The organism is Bacillus luti (assembly GCF_001884105.1).
In the GTDB taxonomy this organism is placed as follows: Bacteria; Bacillota; Bacilli; order Bacillales; family Bacillaceae_G; genus Bacillus_A; species Bacillus_A luti.
Map to the genome: position 1 here is coordinate 222700 of NZ_MACI01000069.1, position 24620 is coordinate 247319.

General features: G+C 31.8%; 29 protein-coding genes. 17 read left to right on the forward strand and 12 right to left on the reverse strand.

What is annotated here, in order from left to right:
* Positions 1-283: 283 nt before the first annotated feature.
* The 3 genes from BAQ48_RS17220 to BAQ48_RS17230 all read left to right on the forward strand — a co-directional run bounded on the left by BAQ48_RS17220 (position 284) and on the right by BAQ48_RS17230 (position 2535).
* The gene (locus BAQ48_RS17220; RefSeq protein WP_071712149.1) at positions 284-856 is read left to right on the forward strand and encodes a histidine phosphatase family protein; all 573 of its coding nucleotides are present in this window, start codon (positions 284-286) and stop codon (positions 854-856) included.
* 195 nt (positions 857-1051) lie between these two features.
* Positions 1052-1435, forward strand: coding sequence for a hypothetical protein (locus BAQ48_RS17225; protein WP_071712074.1), 384 nt, complete (start codon positions 1052-1054; stop codon positions 1433-1435).
* A gap of 440 nt (positions 1436-1875) precedes the next feature.
* Positions 1876-2535 (forward strand): protein kinase family protein, encoded by a 660-nt coding sequence (locus BAQ48_RS17230; protein WP_071712075.1) that lies wholly within the window; start codon positions 1876-1878, stop codon positions 2533-2535.
* A gap of 144 nt (positions 2536-2679) precedes the next feature.
* Here BAQ48_RS17230 and BAQ48_RS17235 read toward each other — a convergent pair whose 3' ends face one another.
* The gene (locus BAQ48_RS17235; RefSeq protein WP_071712076.1) at positions 2680-2937 is read right to left on the reverse strand and encodes a hypothetical protein; all 258 of its coding nucleotides are present in this window, start codon (positions 2935-2937) and stop codon (positions 2680-2682) included.
* A 137-nt stretch (positions 2938-3074) separates the two neighbouring features.
* Between BAQ48_RS17235 and BAQ48_RS17240 the strand changes: the two genes are divergently transcribed.
* From BAQ48_RS17240 to BAQ48_RS17255, 4 genes are all read left to right on the forward strand, one after another.
* Positions 3075-4505 (forward strand): PQQ-dependent sugar dehydrogenase, encoded by a 1431-nt coding sequence (locus BAQ48_RS17240; protein ID WP_071712077.1) that lies wholly within the window; start codon positions 3075-3077, stop codon positions 4503-4505.
* A gap of 122 nt (positions 4506-4627) precedes the next feature.
* Complete coding sequence (locus BAQ48_RS17245; RefSeq protein WP_071712078.1) at positions 4628-5200, forward strand: YybS family protein; 573 nt, start codon at positions 4628-4630, stop codon at positions 5198-5200.
* 27 nt (positions 5201-5227) lie between these two features.
* Entirely contained in the window at positions 5228-5791 is a 564-nt protein-coding gene (locus BAQ48_RS17250; protein WP_071712079.1) for a GNAT family N-acetyltransferase, read from the forward strand.
* A 77-nt stretch (positions 5792-5868) separates the two neighbouring features.
* The gene (locus tag BAQ48_RS17255; RefSeq protein WP_071712080.1) at positions 5869-6249 is read left to right on the forward strand and encodes a nucleotide excision repair endonuclease; all 381 of its coding nucleotides are present in this window, start codon (positions 5869-5871) and stop codon (positions 6247-6249) included.
* Between the two features lie 51 nt (positions 6250-6300).
* Here the strand turns inward: BAQ48_RS17255 and BAQ48_RS17260 are convergent, their stop codons facing one another.
* Positions 6301-6507, reverse strand: a complete 207-nt coding sequence (locus tag BAQ48_RS17260; RefSeq protein WP_071712081.1) for a hypothetical protein — start codon at positions 6505-6507, stop codon at positions 6301-6303.
* A 132-nt stretch (positions 6508-6639) separates the two neighbouring features.
* Here BAQ48_RS17260 and BAQ48_RS17265 point away from each other — a divergent pair, with 132 nt between their 5' ends.
* The 5 genes from BAQ48_RS17265 (at position 6640) to BAQ48_RS17285 (ending at position 10418) form a co-directional block, all read left to right on the forward strand.
* Complete coding sequence (locus BAQ48_RS17265; protein WP_071712082.1) at positions 6640-7419, forward strand: undecaprenyl-diphosphate phosphatase; 780 nt, start codon at positions 6640-6642, stop codon at positions 7417-7419.
* Between the two features lie 72 nt (positions 7420-7491).
* The gene (locus tag BAQ48_RS17270) at positions 7492-8814 is read left to right on the forward strand and encodes an FAD-dependent monooxygenase (protein ID WP_071712083.1); all 1323 of its coding nucleotides are present in this window, start codon (positions 7492-7494) and stop codon (positions 8812-8814) included.
* 63 nt (positions 8815-8877) lie between these two features.
* A complete protein-coding gene (locus tag BAQ48_RS17275) occupies positions 8878-9405 on the forward strand; it encodes a GNAT family N-acetyltransferase (RefSeq protein ID WP_071712084.1) in 528 nt (175 codons plus the stop codon).
* Positions 9406-9421: 16 nt separating this feature from the next.
* Positions 9422-9943, forward strand: a complete 522-nt coding sequence (locus BAQ48_RS17280) for a YfiT family bacillithiol transferase (RefSeq protein ID WP_000999083.1) — start codon at positions 9422-9424, stop codon at positions 9941-9943.
* 1 nt (position 9944) lies between these two features.
* Positions 9945-10418, forward strand: a complete 474-nt coding sequence (locus BAQ48_RS17285; protein ID WP_071712085.1) for a GNAT family N-acetyltransferase — start codon at positions 9945-9947, stop codon at positions 10416-10418.
* Between the two features lie 121 nt (positions 10419-10539).
* Here BAQ48_RS17285 and BAQ48_RS17290 read toward each other — a convergent pair whose 3' ends face one another.
* On the reverse strand, positions 10540-10917 hold the full coding sequence (locus BAQ48_RS17290; RefSeq protein WP_000522462.1) for a PH domain-containing protein: 378 nt from the start codon (positions 10915-10917) through the stop codon (positions 10540-10542).
* A 179-nt stretch (positions 10918-11096) separates the two neighbouring features.
* Between BAQ48_RS17290 and BAQ48_RS17295 the strand changes: the two genes are divergently transcribed.
* The 4 genes from BAQ48_RS17295 to BAQ48_RS17315 all read left to right on the forward strand — a co-directional run bounded on the left by BAQ48_RS17295 (position 11097) and on the right by BAQ48_RS17315 (position 14986).
* Entirely contained in the window at positions 11097-11948 is an 852-nt protein-coding gene (locus BAQ48_RS17295; RefSeq protein WP_071712086.1) for a patatin-like phospholipase family protein, read from the forward strand.
* Between the two features lie 11 nt (positions 11949-11959).
* Positions 11960-12331, forward strand: coding sequence for a YxiJ-like family protein (locus BAQ48_RS17300; protein WP_071712087.1), 372 nt, complete (start codon positions 11960-11962; stop codon positions 12329-12331).
* A gap of 135 nt (positions 12332-12466) precedes the next feature.
* On the forward strand, positions 12467-14092 hold the full coding sequence (locus tag BAQ48_RS17305; protein WP_084064776.1) for a DnaJ family domain-containing protein: 1626 nt from the start codon (positions 12467-12469) through the stop codon (positions 14090-14092).
* A gap of 78 nt (positions 14093-14170) precedes the next feature.
* Positions 14171-14986 carry a YwqG family protein gene (locus tag BAQ48_RS17315; protein ID WP_071712088.1) on the forward strand — a complete coding sequence of 272 codons (816 nt, stop codon included), beginning with the start codon at positions 14171-14173 and terminating at the stop codon, positions 14984-14986.
* A 769-nt stretch (positions 14987-15755) separates the two neighbouring features.
* Here BAQ48_RS17315 and BAQ48_RS17320 read toward each other — a convergent pair.
* Positions 15756-16526 (reverse strand): LAGLIDADG family homing endonuclease, encoded by a 771-nt coding sequence (locus BAQ48_RS17320; protein WP_001166826.1) that lies wholly within the window; start codon positions 16524-16526, stop codon positions 15756-15758.
* A 296-nt stretch (positions 16527-16822) separates the two neighbouring features.
* Between BAQ48_RS17320 and BAQ48_RS17325 the strand changes: the two genes are divergently transcribed.
* Positions 16823-17785 carry an MBL fold metallo-hydrolase gene (locus BAQ48_RS17325; protein WP_071712089.1) on the forward strand — a complete coding sequence of 321 codons (963 nt, stop codon included), beginning with the start codon at positions 16823-16825 and terminating at the stop codon, positions 17783-17785.
* A gap of 169 nt (positions 17786-17954) precedes the next feature.
* Here the strand turns inward: BAQ48_RS17325 and BAQ48_RS17330 are convergent, their stop codons facing one another.
* From BAQ48_RS17330 to BAQ48_RS17365, 8 genes are all read right to left on the reverse strand, one after another.
* Complete coding sequence (locus BAQ48_RS17330; RefSeq protein ID WP_071712090.1) at positions 17955-18476, reverse strand: NUDIX hydrolase; 522 nt, start codon at positions 18474-18476, stop codon at positions 17955-17957.
* 22 nt (positions 18477-18498) lie between these two features.
* Positions 18499-19629 carry a DNA polymerase III subunit beta gene (gene dnaN, locus BAQ48_RS17335; RefSeq protein WP_071712091.1) on the reverse strand — a complete coding sequence of 377 codons (1131 nt, stop codon included), beginning with the start codon at positions 19627-19629 and terminating at the stop codon, positions 18499-18501.
* Between the two features lie 30 nt (positions 19630-19659).
* Positions 19660-20103, reverse strand: coding sequence for an NUDIX hydrolase (locus BAQ48_RS17340; protein WP_071712092.1), 444 nt, complete (start codon positions 20101-20103; stop codon positions 19660-19662).
* A 219-nt stretch (positions 20104-20322) separates the two neighbouring features.
* The gene (locus tag BAQ48_RS17345) at positions 20323-20739 is read right to left on the reverse strand and encodes a GNAT family N-acetyltransferase (RefSeq protein WP_071712093.1); all 417 of its coding nucleotides are present in this window, start codon (positions 20737-20739) and stop codon (positions 20323-20325) included.
* A gap of 178 nt (positions 20740-20917) precedes the next feature.
* Positions 20918-21544, reverse strand: coding sequence for a cadmium resistance transporter (locus BAQ48_RS17350; protein ID WP_071712094.1), 627 nt, complete (start codon positions 21542-21544; stop codon positions 20918-20920).
* A gap of 324 nt (positions 21545-21868) precedes the next feature.
* Positions 21869-23077, reverse strand: a complete 1209-nt coding sequence (locus BAQ48_RS17355) for an L-lactate MFS transporter (RefSeq protein ID WP_071712095.1) — start codon at positions 23075-23077, stop codon at positions 21869-21871.
* 284 nt (positions 23078-23361) lie between these two features.
* Positions 23362-23505 carry a hypothetical protein gene (locus tag BAQ48_RS27985; protein WP_000653324.1) on the reverse strand — a complete coding sequence of 48 codons (144 nt, stop codon included), beginning with the start codon at positions 23503-23505 and terminating at the stop codon, positions 23362-23364.
* 31 nt (positions 23506-23536) lie between these two features.
* A complete protein-coding gene (locus BAQ48_RS17365) occupies positions 23537-24553 on the reverse strand; it encodes a serine hydrolase domain-containing protein (RefSeq protein ID WP_071712096.1) in 1017 nt (338 codons plus the stop codon).
* Positions 24554-24620 lie beyond the last annotated feature (67 nt).

The following is a 24620-nucleotide window of genomic DNA, read 5'->3' on the forward strand; positions in this document are numbered from 1 at the left end:
CCCAATTTCTATTAATTAACGGTGAAGTTGGATTTTTTAGTATTGAAAAATCCTTAACGTTGTAAATCCGCATTTTCCTGACGGTACCCCAATAATCAAGCTTGTTTAGAAAGAAAAACGTTTTTTATACCTGAGGATAGTGAAAACTTCGCGTCTTTCTTACAATTATCGTGAATTTATTTCGAATTCACGCGGTTTTCTGTCAATTAAAAGAGACAAACTTGGATATATATGCTAACATCAGGGAGGAATTGTAAAGGAAGTTGGAAAAATGGAGGTAATTATGAAAACTTTCATATATATGGTGAGACACGGAGATTCACCGAAATTTGGAAAAGAAGAGACAAGAGGATTAACTGAAAAAGGAAAATTAGATGTTCAACGAATAACAGATGCATTACAAGGTGAGGGAATCGACGTTGTTATCTCAAGTCCATACAATCGCTCAATTCTAACTGTTCAGCAGTTAGCAAAGCAAATAGGACAAGAAGTTATAGTATTTGAGGACTTAAAAGAGAGAATTTTTATTGCTGAAGAGGAACGAATGTCGGATAAAGAATTATTCCCTTTGATAGAAAAGTCATTCTTAGAGCCCGACTTTGCTTTAATGGGAGGAGAGTCGAATATCGACTGTCAGAAACGTGCTATAAAAGGTTTAAAAGAATTATTAAACACCTATCGAGGACAGAAAGTAGTATTAGGCACTCATGGAGCTGTAATGACTTTGATGATGGGATATTATGACAGCAAGTATGATTTGAATTTTTTACTACAGACATCAAAACCAGATATATATAGAATGGAATTCAATGGGCAGGAATTGGTGGAAGTTAAAAGGTTGTGGGAAATTTCATAGATTGACTTTATTCATCCATAGCTTACCTAAATGGCGTGTATTATAAGAAAAAGGGTTACTGTGGTAACCCTTTTTCTTATGGCACTGACGGGGATTGAGTTCAACAATATAAAAATTCGGTTCTTAGCGTACACTTAGCGTACAAAATTCACTTTTTGTTCTTGCTATCCCGAGGTGAAATGGGAGGGAATGTTTTTGGACAGGATATTTTTAAAATTATTTTTTAAATCAATCCTATTTGTTTTCTTATGCGGTATTGTTGTTTTTTCTATATTTCAGATTATTTTTGTCTGGAGTGTTTCGACAGGATTAGGGAGAGATGATATAGTCGGATTTTCTGATAATAAGTATGTAATTGGTCGTCCACCTGTTAGTTATAATTTATATAAAAAAGATAGCGGGGAAACTATATTAGATAATGTTATTGGTTATAAAAAAGGAAAAACTAAAAGCTATATTCGGAATGAAATTGAATTTGTAGTGATAAATGAGACACAGGGTAGCTATGAATTGTATAAAATAGAAAAGGCTTCAGAAAAGGATATAGAACGGCTGAAAGAAATGAAGAGATTAGAATAAAAGAGACTATCTGAAAGGTAAAAATGTACACTTGTTATTGTTAAATCTAAAAAATGGTTTAGACTGATAACTAGGTTTTATTTTATAAAAAGAATTATTATTAAAATAAAGCATTAGGGGTTCAGTCCCATGCCCTTAAGCTAATATTTTGAAGTGTGCTCAAAACGAAAATTTTCTTCGTTTTGGGGAACTACCAATTTCTTAAGTTGATGGGCATGTGACGGTACCCCTAGATGATAAAATAGAGTACTATTTTTATGTTGTATGGTTTTTGGCTATGAATAGTGGAATAAATATTAAGTATTCAACAGTTCAAATAAAACGAGTCATCTTTTTATTTTAGGAAGAAAGATGACTCGTTTTATGCTAAAATTCGCTTAGTGTATATTTTCGTTAAAATGTGGGTGCCCCCCCCTTTTAGCAAAACCGGAGTGGAAATGATGAGTATAAATAGTTTTGTGGGATTGATAAAGGACGAATTATTAAAAGAGGTAAGCATAAGAAGTGAGGATGCATTCGAGCCTGTAGTAGTTAAAGATATTCCTAGACTTTGGAAGTGTTTAGGGAAAGGTAACTATGCCGCAGTATTCATGCACAGAATGTACAAAGATTGGGTAGTGAAAGTTTACGCGCGAGAAGGAGAAGGAATTGAAAAAGAGTCAGAAGTATACCGAAGAATCGGAAATCATCCTTCTTATTCGAAGCTTATATATAAAGGAGAAAATTTCATAGTATTGAAACGTTTAAAAGAAATTACCTTATACGATGCTATTCATAAGGGGATTAAAATTCCTAAGCAGGTGATCCTTGATATCAATGAAGCTTTAGAGTATGCAAGGGAACAAGGATTAACTCCTTGTGATGTTCACGGGAAAAATGTAATGATGGAAAAAGGAAAGGGATATGTAGTCGATGTATCTGATTTCTTAAAAACAAAAGAAGATAGTAAGTGGAGAGACCTAGAAAAGGCATATTTTACATTTTATGTGCCTTTCATTTATAAATTGCCTTTCCCTGTTAAAATACCGTATTTTATGTTAAATATTGTTAGACGTTCGTATAGAAACTATAAGAAGCTAAAAAAGAAATTCGAATTGTAAAAGGACCGTACATTTTAGATATGTCTAATTTGTACGGTCCTAATTTTATAAGTTCATAAAGTACGTCCTTTTTGTTTTCCATAAACATTTCTTCTTTTATAAAACAAAAGCAATCTAACAAGAATATATATACAGCATTACAAATCAATATTCTCCTGTTAAACCACCTTTTTTAAATAGAAATACGACTGATAAAACGATAACAACAGCCTTCAAACTGCCCCAATATGGATAAATAGCATGATTTGTTAGATTAGCATGTTGAAAAATGTTCTCTAAACCAAAAATCCCAATAATGACTGCTAAAAGAAAAGCGGCTTTTCCTATAGTCGTATTACGATAGAGGGTAAATAAATATAGTGCAAATATAAGTGGTACGATGATTTGTAGTAAAAGTGTCACAAGTAGTCCTCCTAGTTTATTTATAATTATATTATATACAAAATTGTAATAAAAAGGAATATCAGTTAATTGATACTAATAAGACTACTCTAATCATACTCTTCTATTAAAAAGAAGAAAAAGGGGTGGAAAGTTAATTGACAAAAGTTAAGGTTCGTTTACAACCCATCGTTCATAACATAAATTTACCTACTGTATTGAAAACAACTATTCTTCCAGGTGAATCGACCGAAAGACTATTTATCGCAACTCAATTAGGAGAGGTTTTTTACATAGGAGACGGAGTTATAAAAACATTTTTAAATATTCGTCCACGAATTATTAAATTAGGTACATTTGAAGAAGGTGTTGCTAGTAGTGGGTATGATGAGCGAGGATTGCTAGGACTTGCGTTTCATCCTCAATTTCATCATAATGGTTTGTTTTATCTTCATTATTCAGTAGCTGGAACTCAAGGACCTGGTGCACTTTCTGAACAATTTAAACCGAATCCGTGTGACCCTAAAACGTTAAACTTAAAGTGGGCTAATAGAAATACGCAATATGATCATATTGATACAATTGAAGAATGGGTTTTACAATCAAATGCTCAACCTCAAAAACGAAGAACATTACTTAATATAAAACGCCCATTTTTTAATCATAACGGAGTAAATACGTTAAACTTTTCTCCTGAAACGGGAAAACTTGTTTTTACAAATGGAGATGGTGGATCGGGATATGATCCATTTAATTTAAGCCAAGATGATTTAGAAATAGCAGGTAAAATAATTGAAATCGATGTAAGTAGAGATACATTCATAAATAATCCTCCAGTAGTTACGCGCTTTAATGAACTTCCTCTATCTACACAAGAAACACTTACAGTAATTGCGAAAGGTGTTCGTAATATAACCGGTATTTCATTCCAAAGGTTTTATAATCAATATATTAAATATACAGGTCATGTCGGACAGGATATTGCAGAGTCTATTTTTTCATTTGTTCAATATAAACCGATACCGGTTACCGAACTTGTTCAAATGCATGTAATGAGGTTCCCTTCCAATCAAGATGGATTTATTAATTTTGGTTGGAGAGGATGGGAAGGAGAATTACCTACTTCTTTTATAAGGCACTGTTCTGAGAATCCTACTTTGGATGAGAGAACAATGGCTTATTATAATGAAACAATAATATTATCCGCAAAGCGTATTCAGCCACTAATTAGTTATTTTCATAAAGACCCCAGACCAGATAAGTTTGGAGGAACTTCACTAACAGGCGTTCAGCCATATATGGGAACTGCAATCCCGAATTTAAATGGTAGTGTTGTATTTAGTGACCTTGCTAAGAAAGAAGATTCTCGGTCGCCAGTTAAAGGTGTTTTAGCATATACTAGAGCCGGTACAGACGTTAAACATACTGACTTTCATGTTATTGAAACTAATTATGATTTCGGTACGCAAGCAGCTTATTATATGAGTTTAGGAACAAATTTGGATCAAACTAGGTTATATTTAGGAGTTTACGGTTCTATGAAAGTAACTGATTTTAACAAAGGTACTATTTTTGAAATTGTTCCTTGATACGATATAAATTCTCAGATTCATTCTTTTTACAATTGTCTATTATATAGTGATTGTTTTCTAGAAGAAGGTAACAAATAAACAATAAGTGTATGAATTAGATATCTTTAGGGGGTATTTCGATGAATCGGTTTGTACGTTATTGGTGTCAACTTATGATAGAGAATGATGCGAACTGTGTTCACAAAAGAAAATTGTCCCTAACAAATAAGTTAGTCATTACAGCTTTAATGAGCGCTTTGGCCACCATGTTTCAAGCGGCGGGGAATTTAATTCCTGGTATAGGATTATTCATTAGTCCTTTTGCGACGTTACCAATTTTTTTTGCTATTTTCTACTCCATTCGTGAGGGAGTACTTTCTTATCTACTTACTATTCTCCTATTATTTATTATTGAGCCGAGTGAACTAATTGTATTTCCCTTTACTACAGGCTTATTAGGTATAACCTTAGGGCTTTCCTTTAAACAATTCAAGAGAAGAATTTGGGTGGTTTCCTTTTCTGCGATTTGTCTACTTATAGGAATTATGATTGTTCTAGATATTTTCCGTTTTCCCGTACTTGGTCCTACTATTCATACAACTATGGATATAAACATTATTTTATCTATATTTATACTGAGCTTTCTATACTGCTGGATCTATGCAGGGCTTTGTAGAATATTGTTGAATAGAGTATATAAAGTCTGGTTTTAACAATCGTATAGAATGGAGATTTAAAACATGTATAACGTTGAAATTAGGAGACCGAATGCGGATGATTTAGAGGAACTTCACTTGTTTTTCCGTATAGTTATTACGAATACATATAAAAACGAAGGATTATCACAATTATTGGATGACATAGAAAATGAAATTAACATGAAAAAGCAATATTTGAAAAATGATTTTGATAGTAATGGAGAAAAACGTTATTTTTTATTAGCGATTGATACAAATAATGATAAAATCATTGGAACAATTGAAGTTGGTCGAGCAAGTACATTGATTAATAGTTGTACAGGCGGCGTATTTAAAGAGTTGTATGAAATAGGAACTGTATTTATACTTCCGGAGTATCAAAGAAAGGGTATAGGGAGTTTACTACTAAATACAATGTTTCTTACATTACTTAGCAGAGGAATAACAGAATACTGTTTAGATAGTGGGTACAAAAATGCGCAAAGTATATGGACAAAGAAATTCGGAAAGCCTAGTTATATATTGAAAGATTATTGGGGAGATTCAAATGACCATATGATTTGGAAAAAAAGTTTACATGATACACCTATAATATTTGAATTATAAAATGAAATATGCCTCTGAACATAGATTTTCTTACGCATGTATGCTATTATTTATCTTTATAATAAAAGAGGACGTGAATGAATTTGATTAAAATTAATATCCCTGAAGCTGATGTTTCAATTACTGAACGTAAACAAGTTATTAAAGGAGACGAGCCAATCATTACTCCAATTAGTGGATTTATCGATTTCCACTTGTTCCCTAGAGATAAAGGCGGCATTTTTATGTTTTACAATATTAATGACGAACTTCTTTTCGTAGGTAAAGCTCGTAAAATTAGACAACGTATTAAGAAACATTTCGAAGACAATGTTTCACCAATTAAAAATCACCGTGATGAAGTATACCGCATTGATGCATGTATCGTAGAAGATCCAACAGAAAGAGAAATTTACGAAACATATATCATTAATGAATACAAAGCAAAATATAACGTTGATAAAGTATTCTATAAATAAGTAACAAAAAACAATCCTAGCACATATACTGGGATTGTTTTTTATTTAAAATTAATCCTCATATTTTTCTCCTTTTTTCAAATGATTAGCAACAATAAAACAGCATACCCCTATACATATAAGTACAATTCCACTTGTTTTATGTTTTCCTTCAAAGAAAGGAATATCAGAAATAACATTTGTCATGCATAACCCTACAAACACAAGGATAGGTCCTACCCACAGTAATACATTGCCGAATTTCGTATGTTGCCACATAGTAAGCCTCCTCACCTATTTTTACATATATATCCATAAAATAAAAGTAAATTCATAGAGAAATATAGTTTTTTTCATATCAAAAATTTAACCTTCATATATTGGTACAAGCAAACAAGAAAGGGGACCATCATGAATTGGTTAGAAGCTTTTATATTAGGGATCATACAAGGTTTAACAGAGTTTTTACCGATAAGTAGTACAGGTCATCTTTATTTAGGAAGGCATTTATTTCAATTAGATGAAGCAGGATTGTTTTTAGATACGATGCTGCATATTGGGACTTTACTTGCAGTGTTTATTTATTACAAAAAAGAATTTATATATTTAATTAAAAATCCATTTTCAAAACTAATGCTGCTACTTATTGTCGGGACGATACCCGCAGTTGTAATCGGATTGTTATTTAAAGACTTCTTTGAAGATATTTCAAAAACAGGTATTACGATTGGTTGGGAGTTTTTAGTGACAGGATTCTTTCTCTATATGGCAGATAAACAAAAGAATGGTCGTAAAAAAATGGACGATATTACATATAAAGATGCATTTATTATCGGTTCATTTCAAGCAGCGGCTATTTTCCCGGCTATTTCTCGTTCTGGAATGACAATCGTCGCTGCATTATGGAGGAAGTTAGATCGTGAAACTGCTGCTTACTTTTCTTTTTTATTATCAACTCCAGCTATTGCCGGAGCTATCATTTTGCAATTTGCAGATGTTTTTCAAGGGAAAGCAGAATCTATTTCAAGTACATCTTTAATTGTCGGAACGTTATCAGCTGCGTTTTTCGGTTACATAGCCGTTTCATGGATGATTCAATACTTAAAAAATCATTCCTTAAAAGTATTTGCGTATTACGTATGGGGATTAGGTATTTTAATTTTAACGTTGCAATTCACCCATGTGTTTTAATGTAAGTAACTATTTGTTTAGATCCTGTTTCATTCAAACAAGGCAGGGTCTTTTTTCATTAAGGGGGAAAATATGTTTAATAAGGCTGTTGTTATTGGCGGAAGTTTGGCAGGAAAACTCGCAGCAAAAGCATTATCAACTACTTTTAAAGAAGTAATAATTATAGAAGCTGGCGAAAAATGGGATGGAAAAGCTTCGAGAAAAAGAGTTCCACAAAGTAATCACCCTCATGTGTTATTAAAAGGCGGAGAAAAAGCCATTGAAGAATTGTTTCCTAATATCACCAATGAACTAATTGAAGCAGGGAGTATCGTAAATAACTTTACTCGTGATTTAAAATGGCATCAATTTGGTTTATGGAAACAGCCATTCATAGGAGAAGTACAAATGATTCAACAAAGTAGGCTTTTGCTGGAATGGCATATTCAAAAACGAATCGATCAAATTTTAAATATTACTATTAAATATGAAACATTGGTTGAGGGATTATTAGTAGATGTAAAGATTCACAAGGTATGTGGAGTAAAGGTTAAATGTTTAGAAACAGGCATGCAAGAAGAAATTCATGCAGATATTATAGTTGATGCAAGTGGATTTGGTTCGAAAAGTATAGAGTGGCTACGAGAATACGACATTGAAGTGCAAGAAGAGAAAGTTCGTATTGATTTATTTTACACAACGAAAATGTTTCAGCTTAAAGAAAATGAAACATTAAACTGCTGTAATATGCTAATGTCTCCAAGTTTCCCTGACAATCCGTATGGTGTTCTTATTCAAACAATAGAGGATAATCGTTATTTTGTGACTTTCAGCGGATATGCGAATGAAAAAGCGCCACAAACAGATGAGGAATTTTATAATTTTGCTGAAAATCTATCAATCTCAAATGTGACTGATTTCCTAAACAAAGCGGAGGCAATTTCACATATCAAAACGTATAAAATTCCTTATCAAGTACGTAGGCGATTTGATTTAGTGAATAATCTACCCGAAAGATTGTTAGTAGTTGGAGATGCACATTGTCGTTTTGATCCTGTTTTCGGGCAAGGTGTTTCAGTAGCTGCTATGGAGGCCCACCAATTGCAGTTACTTTTACAAAGGAGACAAAAGCTTAATAAAACATTTACACAGCAGTTTTATAAAGAGACCGCTCATATAATACAAACTCCATGGGAAATGACTACAACAGAAATATCACGTCATCCTAAGCTAAAAAGAGAATTAACAATAAAGCAAAAATTTCAGCTATGGTATACAAAACAAATATATCAACTATCTGCAACTGACTCTGACGTTTATATTCGATTAGTAAGAGTGATGAATTTAATTCGTAGTCCATTTCATTTATTTCATCCGAAAGTACTAATTGCTGTGTTACTGAAGCGAAAGAAATAGCAGGAAATTAATTGATTTAAAAAGAATATATAACATTTAGTAGATATAGAAGGAGTAATCGAGATGAAAATATACATAGAACAATTAAAGAAAAACGATGCTAAGGATTTATTTACGTTTGAACTTATGAATAAGTCTTTTTTTGAAACAATGGTACCAAATCGTGGGTCGCAATATTTTGATTTTGAATATTTCCAAAAACTACTAGACGATTTATTAATAGAACAGACGGATGGAGATTCTTATTTTTATTTAATTCGTAATGAAGAAAAAGAAATTGTAGGACGAATAAATTTAGTAGATATAGATACGGAAACTCGAAGCAGTTCGTTAGGTTATCGGGTCGGAGAAAAGTTTACTAAAAAAGGAGTTGCAACAGCAGCTGTAAAATTAGTTTTAGACGTAGCGCAAAATAATGAAATTAATGAAGTTCATGCTAAAACAACTACTAATAATCTCGCATCACAAATTGTACTAGAAAAAAGCGGATTTGATTCTTATCATAACGAAGCAGATACAACATCTGTAGAATTAAATGGAGAACATGTGAAGTTTGTACATTATAAATGGAGAAATACTTCGCGCTTATAATAAGGGGGACTTATTCATGAATGATTTACGTTATCCAATTGGCCAATTCACATACAAACGTCCTATAACGGAAGAAATGATTGATACATGGATTCAAGAAATTGAAAATTTACCTAATGAACTAACAAAGGCAATCAAAGATTTAGATCAGAAGCAGTTAGACACACCGTACCGCGTTGGCGGGTGGACGGTTCGTCAAGTAGTTCATCACGTTGTTGATAGCCATATGAATAGTTACATACGCTTTAAATTAGCACTAACAGAGAAGAATCCAACGATTAAGCCATATAAAGAAGAAAAGTGGGCAGAACTACCTGATTCTAAATTACCAGTAGATGTTTCACTAGTAATGTTAGATTCATTACATAAAAGATGGGTTAACCTTTTATATTCTTTAGAACTTGAAGATCTAGAAAAGACATTTAACCATCCAGAGACTGGTGAAACAAAACTCGCTGCTGCAATAGGACTATACGCATGGCATGGCCGACATCATACAGCTCATATTACCTCGTTAAGAAAGCGACTTAATTGGTAACATGGAGATTACATTAGAGAAGGCGACAGAAAGTGATGCAGCATCGTTATTTCAAATGCAAATAGACTCATTTAACCCTTTATTAAATAAATATAAAGACTATGAAACAAACCCAGCAAATGAATCTATTGAAAAAACTATTTTAAGGATAAATAATCCCCGCAGTAATTTTTATAAGATGATGATAGATTCGAACCTTGTTGGAGCGATATGTATATCCCAAAAAGAAATACCTTATAAATTTTGGATCAGTCCAATGTTCATTCATCCAATTTATCAAGGGGAAGGAATCGCTCAAAAGGTACTTATTTTAATTGAAGAGATGTTTCCAAAAGCACGAAGTTTTGAACTTGCTACGATTTTAGAAGAAGAAAGAAATTGTTTTCTATACGAAAAAATGGGGTATAAAAGAACAGAAGTAATAAAGAAATTAAATGATAAAACTACACTTATTTATTACAAAAAAGAAAGGTAAAGCATTTGAAATACGCTTTACCTTTTTATGTTATTTTAGATTAAATATACAATATCAATGTATATTCTTCCAAAATACTCGGGTTAGTAATTTTAAAAATGAATAAACATTCATAAATTGACTATTTCGTCGTATATGTTACCAATGCTTTTTGAATGCTTAAAACACTATCGTCACCTTTAAATTCTTTCGTAATTGGTGCACTTAAACTAGATACCCAAATTTTAAGTTCTGCATCTAAATCAAAATGCCCAGCTGTTTCAATACTAAATTGTGTAATGCTTTTATAAGGAATAGAATGATACTCCGTCTTTTTACCTGATATCCCTTGTTTATCTACTAATATAAGACGACGATTTGTAAATACGATTAAATCACGAATTAATTTATAAGCATGTTCAACTTTCTCATCGTCTAGCATAATCTTCTCTAAATCACGTTCTACACTTTCTGTACTCGCATTTGATGCATTTCCTAAAATACCACTAAATAAACCCATATGAAATTCCTCCTTTAATATCTGTGGAATGAGTTACTTATATTGTACCATGTTACTAACTTAGAGATTACGACATTACCTTAGTAGTTTTTGGCTATTGTTGTAATTAGTTTATATAACCTCATCTTAAAATCTTGTGCTAATATGGAAATAAGAAAAATGAAGCAGAGGGATATAACATGAAGAATACCGGTTTAGTATTAGAGGGCGGAGGAATGAAAGGTTTGTATACTGCCGGCGTACTCGAATATTTTATGGAAAAGAACTTATTCTTTCCTTATGTAGTCGGCGTATCAGCTGGAGCCTGTATGGGAGCAACTTATTTATCACGTCAAAAAGGGAGAAATAAAAAAGTAAATACAGAGCTAGTAGCAGATCACCGTTATATATCTTATCGAAATTTGATTCGAAAACGTGAATTATTTGGAATGGATTTTTTATTTGATGAAGTACCAAACAAAATTGTACCATTTGATTTTCAAACTTTCTTAAACTCAAATGAACAGTTTGTAATAGGAACGACAGATTGTGAGTCAGGACAGGCTATTTATTATAATAAAACAGAACATGGAAATGATATTTTAAAAATCATTCGTGCCTCAAGCTCTGTACCGTTTATAGCACCTGCTGTAGAATACGATAATCGAAAGTTGTTAGATGGAGGGATTATAGATCCGATTCCAGTTCTAAAAGCTCAAAATGATGGTTATGAAAAGAACGTTGTAATTATGACAAAGCCAGAAGGATACGAAAAGCAACGGAATAGATTTTCTGGACTGGCTAAAATTTTATATAGAAAATATCCGAATATCGCAGAATCTTTAGTAGAACACTATCGTTTTTATAATGAGACGATATCTTATATAAATCAAATAGAACAAAAAGATAATTTTTATGTCATTCAACCAAGTGTACAACTTCCTATAAGCGGTATAGAGAGAAATAAAGAAAAGCTCGTTAATCTATATAATCTTGGGTATAAGGATGCTCAATATCATTATGAAAACTTATTAAATTGGCTGGAGAAATAGAGGGGGAAAAGTTGAAATTAGGAAAAAGGGTTATTTTTAATGAATTGCAGAAAATGTATAGTCCACTGCATAAACCGTTTCCTTATCGTGACATTCGAAAAATAAGGAAAGACTACAAAAACATGTTTAAAGAAGATGATTGTATCAGTTCTGATTTCAATTATTATTGGATGCATACAACAGGACCTTTAAGTTTCGTGCTTAATAATAATGAAAAGGATATTGCCTTTGACCAAATAAATTGGCTAAGAAAATCGTTTTTTGAATGGTTTCCGCAATATCGTTTTCTAGAAACTAAAATTGTGAAGTATCCTATTTTGTATAGAGATTTCATGAATCATGAGAAGACCCGAAAACTATTAATTTATTACCTTACTGAATAAAAGTGAAAACGTACAGGTTACAATACTTGTGCGTTTTTGTGTTCATAAAATATACAATAATAACAACTTGTTTATATAGGAATTCTTATTATGAAAAAGAAGTACATATAGAGTATTACGAAGGAGGGAAGAGGTGTGCGTTCAGTAATTAGTCCTAAGTTAGAGGAACTTATTAATCACTTGAAGAATGGAAAAGAGAAAGCTTTAAATACTTTTTTACGTGAATTAAGGTCAATTCATACGCCATTAATCGAACAATGTCCAGAAGATGATCGGTATAAGCTTATCACGTATATATGGTTAGGGAATCAAAATACTGAAAATGTTTATGTATTCGGTGGTTTTCCTGGTTGGGATCTGTCTGTAAATCAACTGCAACGGTTGCTACATACAGATATTTGGTTTAAAACGTTTAGAACGGATAAGACATTTATTTCAACTTACTATTTTTCAGTTAATGATTTTTTTGAAAATGATTGGCTAAAACGAAGTGAGCAATACAAACTAGACCAATTTAATGGAAATACATTTGGAGATGGTGCCAATAAAGCATCTGTATTTAAAATGGATATGGAAATGCAGTATGATAGTCGATTCAGTTTAAACCAATATCCATCTGGAGAGATTGAGACTTATTCATTCTATAGTTCAATTTTAAATAATACACGTAAAATCCATATTTATACGCCTCATAATTATTCTCATAGTTCCCATCCTCATGAACTTCTCATTGCATTCGATGGGAATTCGCTTATTCAGAACCTTTCAATCGAAAAAACACTCAATTATTTAATTTTTAAAAAAGAAATTCCATCTTGTATTGCAGTTGCTATAGATCCTGTTGATCGGTTAGAAGAGCTAACTTATAACGATAAAATGAATACATTTTTAACAGCGGAATTAATACCGTGGATGCAAGCTAAGTATCACGTATATCAAGAAGCGAAACATACAACAATTGCTGGTTTCAGCCTTGGTGGCTTAGCAGCTTTTTATGCAGCGCTTCAAAATCCACACATTTTCGGGAACGTGCTGTCAATGTCTGGATCCGTTCATTGGAAAAAAGATGGTTATGAAAATAAAATTCCTTGGATTGAAAATCAAATTTCAACTATACATTCTAATAGGACTCAACCAAATTTTTATATTGCAGCAGGAGAGCTTGAAAACAAACCTCTTTTAACGGCTAATAGACGCCTGTATAAAGCTTTAAAAGAAAAAGAATACCAAATTACTTATGAAGAGTTCCAAGGTGGTCATGACGGTATTTGGTGGCGAGAAAAGTTATTTGATGGGTTGAAAGCATTAAAACTTACAAAAACGACACTAAAAAATAAAAAGGAGAGAGAATCTATGAATCAAGAAGAACTAGATAAAAAACTAAAAAAGCAAGAGATTTTAGTAAAAGATGAGAAAGTTTGGTCCTATACGTATGAGGATCACATCAGTTCTATCGTTAAAGAGGCAGAAAAGAAAGGGTCATTTGATAATTTACTTGGTAAAGGGAAACCTCTTAATCTTGATAAAGATCTTTCGTACAATCCTGAAAAGCAATTGTATAGAACGCTAAAGAATAATCATGTGTTACCTAGGTGGATTGAGCTTTCAAAGGAAATTGATAATTTAAAAGAGAGACTAAAAGAACATACAAATACGGCAGAAGCAGCGGATTTAATTCGAACTATTAATAAAAAGGTTTTAGAACACAATCTACTTTGTCCACCAAGTGCGCAAAAAACGAGGGCGAAAATGGACTTTTAACAATTTTCAATGAAGTTATCTCGTGCTATATAATTAAGGAAGGCATTTTCAATTCATTATTAAAGGGAGGCAAATGTGATGAAGAATACGTATCAACTTCAAATTCCGAAAGAACTAGAGCAGTATCGTAGTATTTTAGAAGAAAGTATAAAACCGTATATTAAAGTGTCTGGAACATTAGCGGAGACAACTCTTTTTGAAAGCAAGTTTGGTGGTTATCCGTATTTACCTACAGATCAAGAGCATCCTAAAGGTTCAAATGGACAACCTATGATGTTGCTTGCGCAGCTAAACTTTGCAGAAATGCCGCATATTGAATATATGCCTCAAAAGGGCATATTACAGTTTTTCGTAAGTGCTGACGATGATCTTTTTGGAGCAGATTTTGATCACCTAACAACCCAAAAAGACTTTCGAATTATTTATCATTCTACAGTTACAGAAGATTTAAATAAGGTTATTACTGATTTTAGTTATTTAAACACTTTAGAATTAGAAGACTTTATCATACCTGAAGCAGCGAAACTAAAGTTTGAATTGGGTCATCAACCCGTAACATCAAGAGATTATCGATTTGAAAAGATTTTTAACGATAACATTGATTGGGAAGAAATCGTTGATAAAGAAAACAATACAGAATTAGGCGAACTGTATGATGATTTATGCGAAGATCAAGGGCATAAAATTGGTGGTTATCCATTTTTTACACAGACAGATCCAAGAGAATGGCAAGAAAAATACAAACAGCATGATGTGTTATTGCTGCAAATCGATACAGACGACTCATTAAATATTATGTGGGGAGATTCTGGTGTTGCTAATTTCTTTATAAAGAAAGATGATTTGTTAAAACTAGATTTTTCCAATGTTATTTACAATTGGGATTGTTACTAAAAATATAGAAATAAAATACTAGCAAGCTAAAAAATCTTCCTGAAGATGAGGGGGATTTTTTTAATGTTAAAAATAAACGTTATGTTAACTAGTGTATAGAACAATAAGTGCATTAAAAGTCAAGCGTAAATGATAGAAATAACAACAAATAAAGTAAAGCTGTAAAACGTGTGTAAATAGCAATAAATTGAACAAGTAAAACATAAAATAAAATTATTAATTTATATTTTGTATAGAAATAATTTTTCTGCATAAAAATTTCTTGTCGATTAAAAATGATTTGGATTCGTTAAATCTTAAGCAATTATTGATCAGGATTTGCTGTGATGGATTTATAGCAACATAAACAATAAAAACTGCAAAAATGTGTTTAGATACGATTTTATGTGAATCTCACTAAAAATCTCTGTTTCGTCTCATTAAGTATAGTTTACTTGGTTTTTGATACCTGATATTGCTTTGTTTCTTTAACTGCCTATAATATATATTATGTCTACTAGAAAAAAGTTATAAACTTATTATATGTTAGTGTAGATTAGTATACTTCCCTTTTCTTTATTTATTAGTGAATAGTTCGTTGATTTTGGATTAGTGTAATTTAGAAAGGTTTGGTATTCATAATTTATACTCCCGTAAATAATCATTAATAAAACAAAATTTCAAAGCAACTTGTTTTAATTTAAACAAGTTGCTTTGAAATTGACTAAAGTATATTTATAATTTGTTTGCTTTAACAACTTGCTTGTGAATTATTCAATCATCATTACAATTATTCTTTTTCTTGAAAAATATTATATTTACGCTTCAAATGCAAACCTTTATCTTTATAAATCCACTGTGAAAATTTATTAACATTATTTTTACCACTCAGGTATATACGATATTGCTTTTCTTTGTCAACAAAACTCAATTGGAATTTATTATTCTCAAGGATATCTTTAAAAGAATTCATGAAATTATATGATCCTCCGACAAAACTAACAAAATATTTATTAGAGTTTACATGTCCATCCCCATCAAAATATCCACGAACAAAATGATGTAAATATTCTTCAGGTACGAATGGAAATTTGATATTTAATGATTTGCATGGCATGATTCCATGTAGGTTCATAAGGTCGTCTTTTATTGTTTTACTATTAATATTTAGATTATATACGCCTGTTTTTTTGTTTTGGTAAAGTGGCTGGTTTGTTTTTAGTTCTTTTTTTATGTCTTCTAAAATGGAACTTTCTTTTTGTGCTATACTAACGCATTGATTTTCTTTTTGTATGACACCATCTGCTGCTATGAACCCTAATATATAAGCCATGTTATTTGACCATGTTTTAAAATAATCTTCTGTTATGTCATACTTTCTCTTCCAACTCCCTATAGCACGCCTTGGAACGTTGTTGTCTGTTAGAATCATACGAATATACCTTGCAGACACATTAGCAAGTATAGCGATTTCTGAGGTGCTCTTCCCTTCTCCATACAGATGAATGATTTCAGGTTTTGATAGTTTACATTTTGAATTCTTTTTTTCCTGTATTTGCACTTACATTCTCTCCTCTCTTTTACTAATTAGAGACATATTTTCTTCTTTAACATACAACGAAACATATGTTCTTCGTTGCTTTTAAGAAGGAATTTACTCAATTAAAACAATTTACATTTACTTAATATTGACTTTATCTGCTGCTGAATAAAGATCATTTTATATATACGAGCAATGAATTTGACGAATTTATGAAATGTGCTGCATTTAAGATGAAAGATAAAATGATATAGTTTACACTACAAATAGCTACAATAACAACATACGTACATTGTTAAACGTAAAAAGGAGAACGAATGAAAAAGAAATATATTAATCAAATTCACACTGATGTAAGTTTTAAACCGAAAGATATTATAGGTTTAATGACTGATTACTTTAAAATGAAAACTAAGCTGCGTCCTATGAAAAATTTACCTATTGTTTTATCAAATAAAAATAATGAGTCTTTAGAGAGTGTTACGTGGTTTGGTCATTCTGCGTCTCTTTTAAAAATAGAAGGTAAAAAACTGTTATTAGATCCTATGCTTGGCGATGCCTCTTCCCCATTTCCTGTTTTTAATAGTAAACGTTATAGTGGTACGTTTTCTTTAGAACGTGAAGATCTTCAAGAAATTGATGCGATTATCATTTCTCATAATCACTATGATCATTTAAATTATAAAAGTATTATGCAATTAAAAGATCGTGCAAAGCATTTCTATGTTCCGACTGGAGTTGCACAATATCTTATTAAATGGGGTGTTTCACCTAGTAAAATTAGTGAACATAATTGGTGGGATGAAGTTACGTTTGATAATATTAAGTTAGTTTGTGCTCCTGCAAGACATTTCTCTGGACGAAGTATGACAGATAGAGATCGTTCGTTATGGTGTTCATGGCTTATTCTTGGTCAAGAAACTAAAGTCTTCTTTAGTGGTGATAGCGGATATGCGCCTCACTTTAAGGAAATTGGTGATAAATATGGTCCATTCGATCTTACATTAATGGAATGTGGGCAATATGATATACGCTGGTCTGCTATTCATATGTTGCCAGAAGAGACCGTACAAGCTCATATTGACGTTAAAGGAGAATTACTACTTCCGATTCATTGGGGTGCTTTTACATTAGCATTACATGAATGGAGTGATCCTATTGAACGTGTTACGAAAGAAGCAAAACGTTTAGGAGTTAATATTACAACACCACAAATCGGTGAATCTATTACGTTAAAATCTAAAGATTATCCCTCAGCAGCTTGGTGGCGTGAAGTTTAATTATAAATGTAAAAAAGAGCGAACCTTTTTATTAGAGATTCGCTCTTTTTTCTGTATTTAATTTTTTTCTTCTTTAAATTTATTACTTAAATACTTTCATCTGCCTCATATAAAATTCTGTAACAAATAACTTAAAATATTCTATTTCCTCAAGCATTTTCAGTTTCGTTTATGTATTAATTAAATTACGTATAGAATCTATCGAACCGTCCTGCTTAACCAATTCTTCATTCCTGTAATCTATTAATTTATGATTAGATAAAATAAAATTGTGTTCTAATAGTAATTCATTATGCAGGACTTCAGGTAATAATTTTGGTAACATCTCTCCTACACCGTAATTATAGTCACTTAATATCCAGGACACACTTTTCCAATCTAAAATCCCTTCGGATACTTTTTTAGGTGTGTCATATGTAAATTCATACGGTAGTTCTACTATATAAACATACATACCACCAGAATATGAAGAATCTTCCCACTTAATAATGCCTTTAAATTGAATTTGATCATGCTTAACGTCTATATTAGTCTCTTCATTTATTTCACGAATCGCATTTTCTAAAGGTGATTCTCCTGGTTCTATCTTCCCTCCTACCCCGTTCCACAGTCCTTTTACAGGGTCATATTCTCTATTTAGCATGAGTATTTCTTCATTTCTTTTTATAAAACATAAAGTGTGCTTGTACATAATATAATTCCTTCCTTTGTTCCTAATAAGCTCTCACTGGTGATATAAGATGAACAGCTGTAGATTGCTCTCCTGCTTCAATTAATATCGGTCTCATAGAACCACCAAAACTTAAAATAACAGTTTCCTCTTTTATTGCTCTTAAAGCATCAACCATAAATCGTCCATCGAAAGATATATTTAATTGTTTTTCACCACGAATGGTATCTATTTGTTGTGTCTCAGATATTTTTCCGATTTGAGAAGCGTTAGAAGAAACTTTAATAGTGGATTCATTAATGATTTCTAAGTTGACGTTGTTATTCGCCCATTCACTTGCTAATAAACTTGATCGGTCTACACCTTGTAAAATCTTTTTTCTATCCATGTGAATAACCGTTTGAAATTCATTTGGAATGAGATTAGATATATTAGGATATTTCCCTTCAATCAGTCTTGAATATAACGTAGTTGTGCCAAACGTAAAAATAATATGGCTCTCTGAAAGATAAATAGTAACGAATTCTAAATTGTTGTTTATTAATTTTAAAAGCTCATTAACGGTTGAGCTTGGTATAATACAACTGGCTTTCATATTAGTAGAAATTAGTGTTTCCCGTATAGCTAGTCTATGAGAGTCAGTTGCAGCGCAAATTAATTTATTGTGGTCTAACTCGATATGTACGCCGGTAAGAACCGGTCTAGATTCATTTTTAGCTACTGCAAAGGCCGTTTGTTTAAACGCTTCAATTAATTGTTCAGTTTCCATTTGTATTTCTACATGATTATCTATTGATGGTACGTTAGGATACTCATCTGCTGAAAAACCATTTAAGTTTAAAGTGATTTCTTCTGATTGGATGGTAATTGTTTGCTCATTCTTACTTTTTATTACTATATCACCTGGCATTTTCTTTATAATTTCAATGAAGTATTTTGCAGATACAACAATAGTTCCTGTTTTTAAAATAGTTGTAATTTGTTCGTCATCTATGGAACTAGGTATAAATTTTTCGATGAAAATATTCGAGTTACTTGCGATTAAAGTAATTCCAGATTGATCTGCTATTATTTTGATACCAGATAAGATAGGAAGTAAAGCTTTTGTCGATATGGCTTTACTTACTTCTGAAAGTGCTTGAGTGAAGTGTTTATGATTAACGATAAACTCCATTTTTCCCCCGCCTTATATGAAATGATATTTTTATGTTGATTGATGAATGATTGTTCCATTAAAAATGTAAGGTACTGTTTCTTTCTTTTGTAAAATGTCTAGTAAATGTTCTGGTATACGTAAATACGGTGCTGCTATATGAAGTTCCATCCAAGTAATCTCTTCAATTTCTTTTGGACGAGATATATTTGTATCTCCGCCGATTATCTCGCCTAAAAAATTAAAGAAAATCGCGTGATGGTCTCGCTCCTCGAAAAAAGCTTCGCTGATAGAGCAAATCCCGTTTACAGATATATGTAGTCCTGTTTCTTCTTTCACTTCCCGAATTACTGCCTCTTCTAACGTTTCTCCGAATTTAACTGCGCCGCCTGGTAATGTGTAATAAGAACCATTCTTCCCTTTGTTTTTTACCATTAAGATCTTTTCGTTAGCTTTATCGTATAAAAGTGCATATGTAACATTTACTTTCTTCATCTAAGTCCACCTCTAATAATGGGAATTTTCTATCTTTGTTACATTCTACCATTTAATCGTTTTAAAATATAAAAAAAGTTAATTGAGTATTTCATTTATCTTAGCAAAATTAATAATCGATAGTCCTTCATTACAAAATAAAAAAGAGCGAATTTGAAAGTGATTATTCAACGTACACTCTTTATGCTATGATTGATTCAATTTTAGATTCTATATACTTTATAACCTTTTTTCTAAATAGTATCGATTGTGTCCCTTAGGATTGTCTCCACTTACCCCAATTACTTTATATCCATGCTTTTTATAAAAATCAGGTGCCTGAAAACTAAAAGTATCTAAATTGATTAACCTGCACTCTTTTTCAATTGCAAATTCTTCAATAAGTTTTATTAACTTGGTTCCATAGCCTCCGTGTCTATATTCTTCAGAAACCCACAGGAAATCAACATGTACGTGGTGCCAAAATGTAATTGCAGTTATTCCACCTACTATTTCTTCATTTTCATTTTTAACTATAAAACTAATTTTTTCTGAAGGCTTTTTCTCTTCATCCGAAATATGTTTTTGATTATATTCAATTACTTTTTCTCTTATGTAATCACTATCTTCCTGGACCCATTGTTTTACTATTTTCATTTTAATTATCACGCTCCTTTTATGCTATCTATTCAATTTAATAATCGTAATCTCCTGTCTAACTTAAAAGTTGTAGGTCACTGTTTCAGTTCACTAAAATAAAGAAAAGCCCTATCTGTAATAAGGCTTTATACGTTGTTCAATCCATTTTAATAAAAGCGTCCGTTAGTTCAACATTTTAATTAAATAATGTAATTGTATCGCTGCGAAAAAGAATGAATATTCCTAAACCAATTAGAACGATTGGAACAATAATATGACCGTTTTTCTCAAGTGCTTTAGCTAGAATTGGAGTTCTTATCAATATATAGCTAATAAAACACCATATTGCTATCATGGAAAAAAAGATAATTAATGTAACAATATTTGCTTCCAAGGTTTGACTAGCTAGCATTGGTATATAAATTGAAATATTGTCTGCTCCATTAGCTAATGTAATCGAAGCTACTTTAAATAATGAGCCAGAAACGTTATCAATGACTTCATTACTTTTATTAGAACGAATCGACAATAGTCCTTTAACACCCATATAAATTGGCACGAATCCTAATAAGCCAATCCACGAAACAGGAATGAAAAAAGAACTCAAAGAACCAATCATACTAAGAGAAATAATTAGACTAAATCCAAAATATTGTCCAATAACAATATAAAGTTTTTTAATCTTAGCTTTTTCGCGGACAGCTATACCTTCTATCCTAATTACTTCTGTCCTTACTTGTGAAAATAAAGCAAGGAGTATAAAAATATCATCAATATTTGTTGTAGCGAATGCCACAACAGAAGAAATTATAGTTGTAACCAATATAAGCCAACTACCTTCGTGATAAATTTATAAAAAATAATGGTCTATGAATGAAGTGCACATTCCATTACAAAGTGGGTTAACTTTAATTTTCTAAATGTTTTGTAACAACATTTTAGTTCCTTTATAAAACAATATGAATATTCTACTAATCTGCTACTTGATTCCTTAAGTAATAAACAACTTTACTGCTTCTCAAATCATTACACTTTCAATTAAGTAACGCCATTCTTCCTACAAAAAAATAGGTTACACAATAAGGAAAAAGGGAAAATTAAATGTTTTGTAATAAAAAAGAGCCCTATATTAGGACTCTTTTTAGTATTACGCTACTTTCCGATGTAAATGTTTTAGTTCCTTTTTCTTCTCTGCTTTTGGTGGATGAATTAATATCGAAATAATGAAGGAAATAACGCTTAAAACACCAATGATAATAAAGGTCGGTTGAAATCCACCAAGTAATGCTCCGATGAATGATCCTGCAAGCGCACCAAATCCGAACCCTTGGTATACAATCCCGTAATTTGTACTATGGTTTTTTAAACCGAAGTAATCTCCAACAATGGCTGGAAATATTGTAATATTACCACCAAAGCAAAAGGCTACGCTGGCTACACAAGCAAAATAAATCCCGTAATTTAGTGGAATGAAACTTAATGTAAAGACTGACAATCCAATAATAATAAACGTTGCAGAGACAATTTTCATTCGACCAATTTTATCTGATAGCGTTCCAAGAATGATTCTACCTACTGTATTAAAGATTGCAATCATTGCGACGGCGTTAGCAGCAGTTGCTGCGCTAAGTCCAACGAGCTGTACCCCAATATCTTTTACCATCCCGATTAAATACAATCCACCCATACACGACGTAAATAGCATAAAAAACAAGAAATATACTTGTTTCGTTCTCATCATTTCACGCGGCGTATAATCATTGTGTAATGTTTCCGTTACTGTGTTACTTACAATTGCTTCACGTAAGAAGAACGATCCAATTAATACTAAAAGTAAGACGATAATCCCCCAATATAAAAATGCTTGTGATACACCAAGACTGTCGATAAGATTACCGTTTACATATCTAAAGATTAAGCTGCCCATTCCATATGCAGAAACAGATATACCAGAAATAAGCCCTTTTCGGTTTGGAAACCATTTAATTAAATTAGATAGTGATGTGATATAAGCAGTTCCATCTGCATAACCAACTACTACACCAGCTAATAAATATAGTAAGGGTAAAGAAGAAACTTGCGAACTAAGTATTAATCCGAGTCCCAGAACAATTCCTGCAGTAGCGATAAGTTTACGAAGTCCAAATTTTTTCTGTAACTTTCCTGCAAATAAGGTTGAAAATGATAAAGAAAAGCTTGTTATGGAGAAAGTTATCGCAACGGCATTGAGGTTCCATCCAAACTTACTGACAAGGGGTTGATTAAATAAACTCCATGTATAAATTGTTCCAAGGCCAATTTGAACAATGATTGTGCCTAAAACAATTAGTAACGGATTTATAGTGGTTTGTTTCATACTAACTGTCCCCTTCTATTATATTGACATGAATTTTCACAGTTAGTATAACCATCATAAAATGCAAGATACTGTGCGGAAAATGGAAATTAAGTTCATGCACACAAAAAGACACTCCATAATGAAGTGTCTTTTTGCAGGTTATATACAGATATATTTCAAGAAAGCTTTGTTAAGATAAGACATTCTCAAATGCTTATGTATATAGAATATCAAAAAATTTCTTTCATGTGATGGGACTTAAGATGTATTTTTCATTCATCATATAGTCGGATGGATAAAAATTAATATTCGATTTCATCAAAATCCTTCGGCTGCGGTACTGTTTGCATATTAGCTGCATCTTTTGGATCGCTATAAATCGCATTTTGTTCTGTATTTACATCTTTAATGTTTTGCTTTTTGTTTTTATTTATTTTATCTTTCATTTTCTTTCACTCCTTTTCAATATAGGAGTAATTATGCCCTATTACTGCTACGAAATGTATCTGCGACTAAATTGCTAAATTCACGTAAATAATATAAATAATTCTCACCACCGTAGTTATATCTTTTATTATACATTTTCGCAACAACTACATTATATTCAGGTATTACTAATATAGTTGGTCCCGTAATCCCTAATATTTGATACGATCCTTTTGGTACGCGTTCACCAATTTCATTTAATTGTGCAGGTTCATTTTGAACGAACCAAAACAACCCGTTTTGTGGTAGTTCATTATTTTCAAACGCCGGACTCTGTATACCCGTAGCAGTTTTTATAATTTCTTTTGGAACGATTTGTTTACCATTTATCATACCTTGATTTAAATGGAGGTTACCCCAATACGCAAACTCTCTAGCTGAGACGAACAGATTTTTTTCAGTACCATCATCTAATGAACCCACTTCGCTAATCGCGGGTTCATTTGGATTATTAACAACTTTAACTAAATTTTCATCTTGCTTAATTCTCCACCCTGTTTCTTGGAAGTTGGCAAGTTTAAATACACGCTCCTTTAACAATTCAGGAAAACTTTTGTTATATAGTTGATAAATAAGACGTGTCATCATTCTTACATTAATATCTCTATACGCCCAAGCTTGTCCGGGTTCAAATTCACGAAAAATTGTCCCGTCATCCATTTCCGTTAAACCGTGCGAGTGAGTTACTAAATGTCTTATCGTTGTTTTACCAAGTAATAAAGGATCAAGGTCTTTAAAATATTTTATCGCCTCATCATCAATAGAGTTTATTTTACCCTCATAAAGCGCATATGCAATCATTAATCCTAAATAACTTTTTCTCGCAGAAGCAACGTTGAACTGGGAAGATGCTGTTACCTTTTTACTTTTAGATGTATTAGAATGGTATCCACTATAATGCTCTAGTACAATTTTGTTATCCTTTATAATACATAGTGCTGTAGCAGAACTATGATTTTTCTCTTTTATATTCTCTACCCAAGAAATTAACTTATCGTATGTATACAAATAAATCCCCCCTTAATACCCATAACAAATCACAGCATGAAAGAAAAGCATAAACTAGTATTTACGC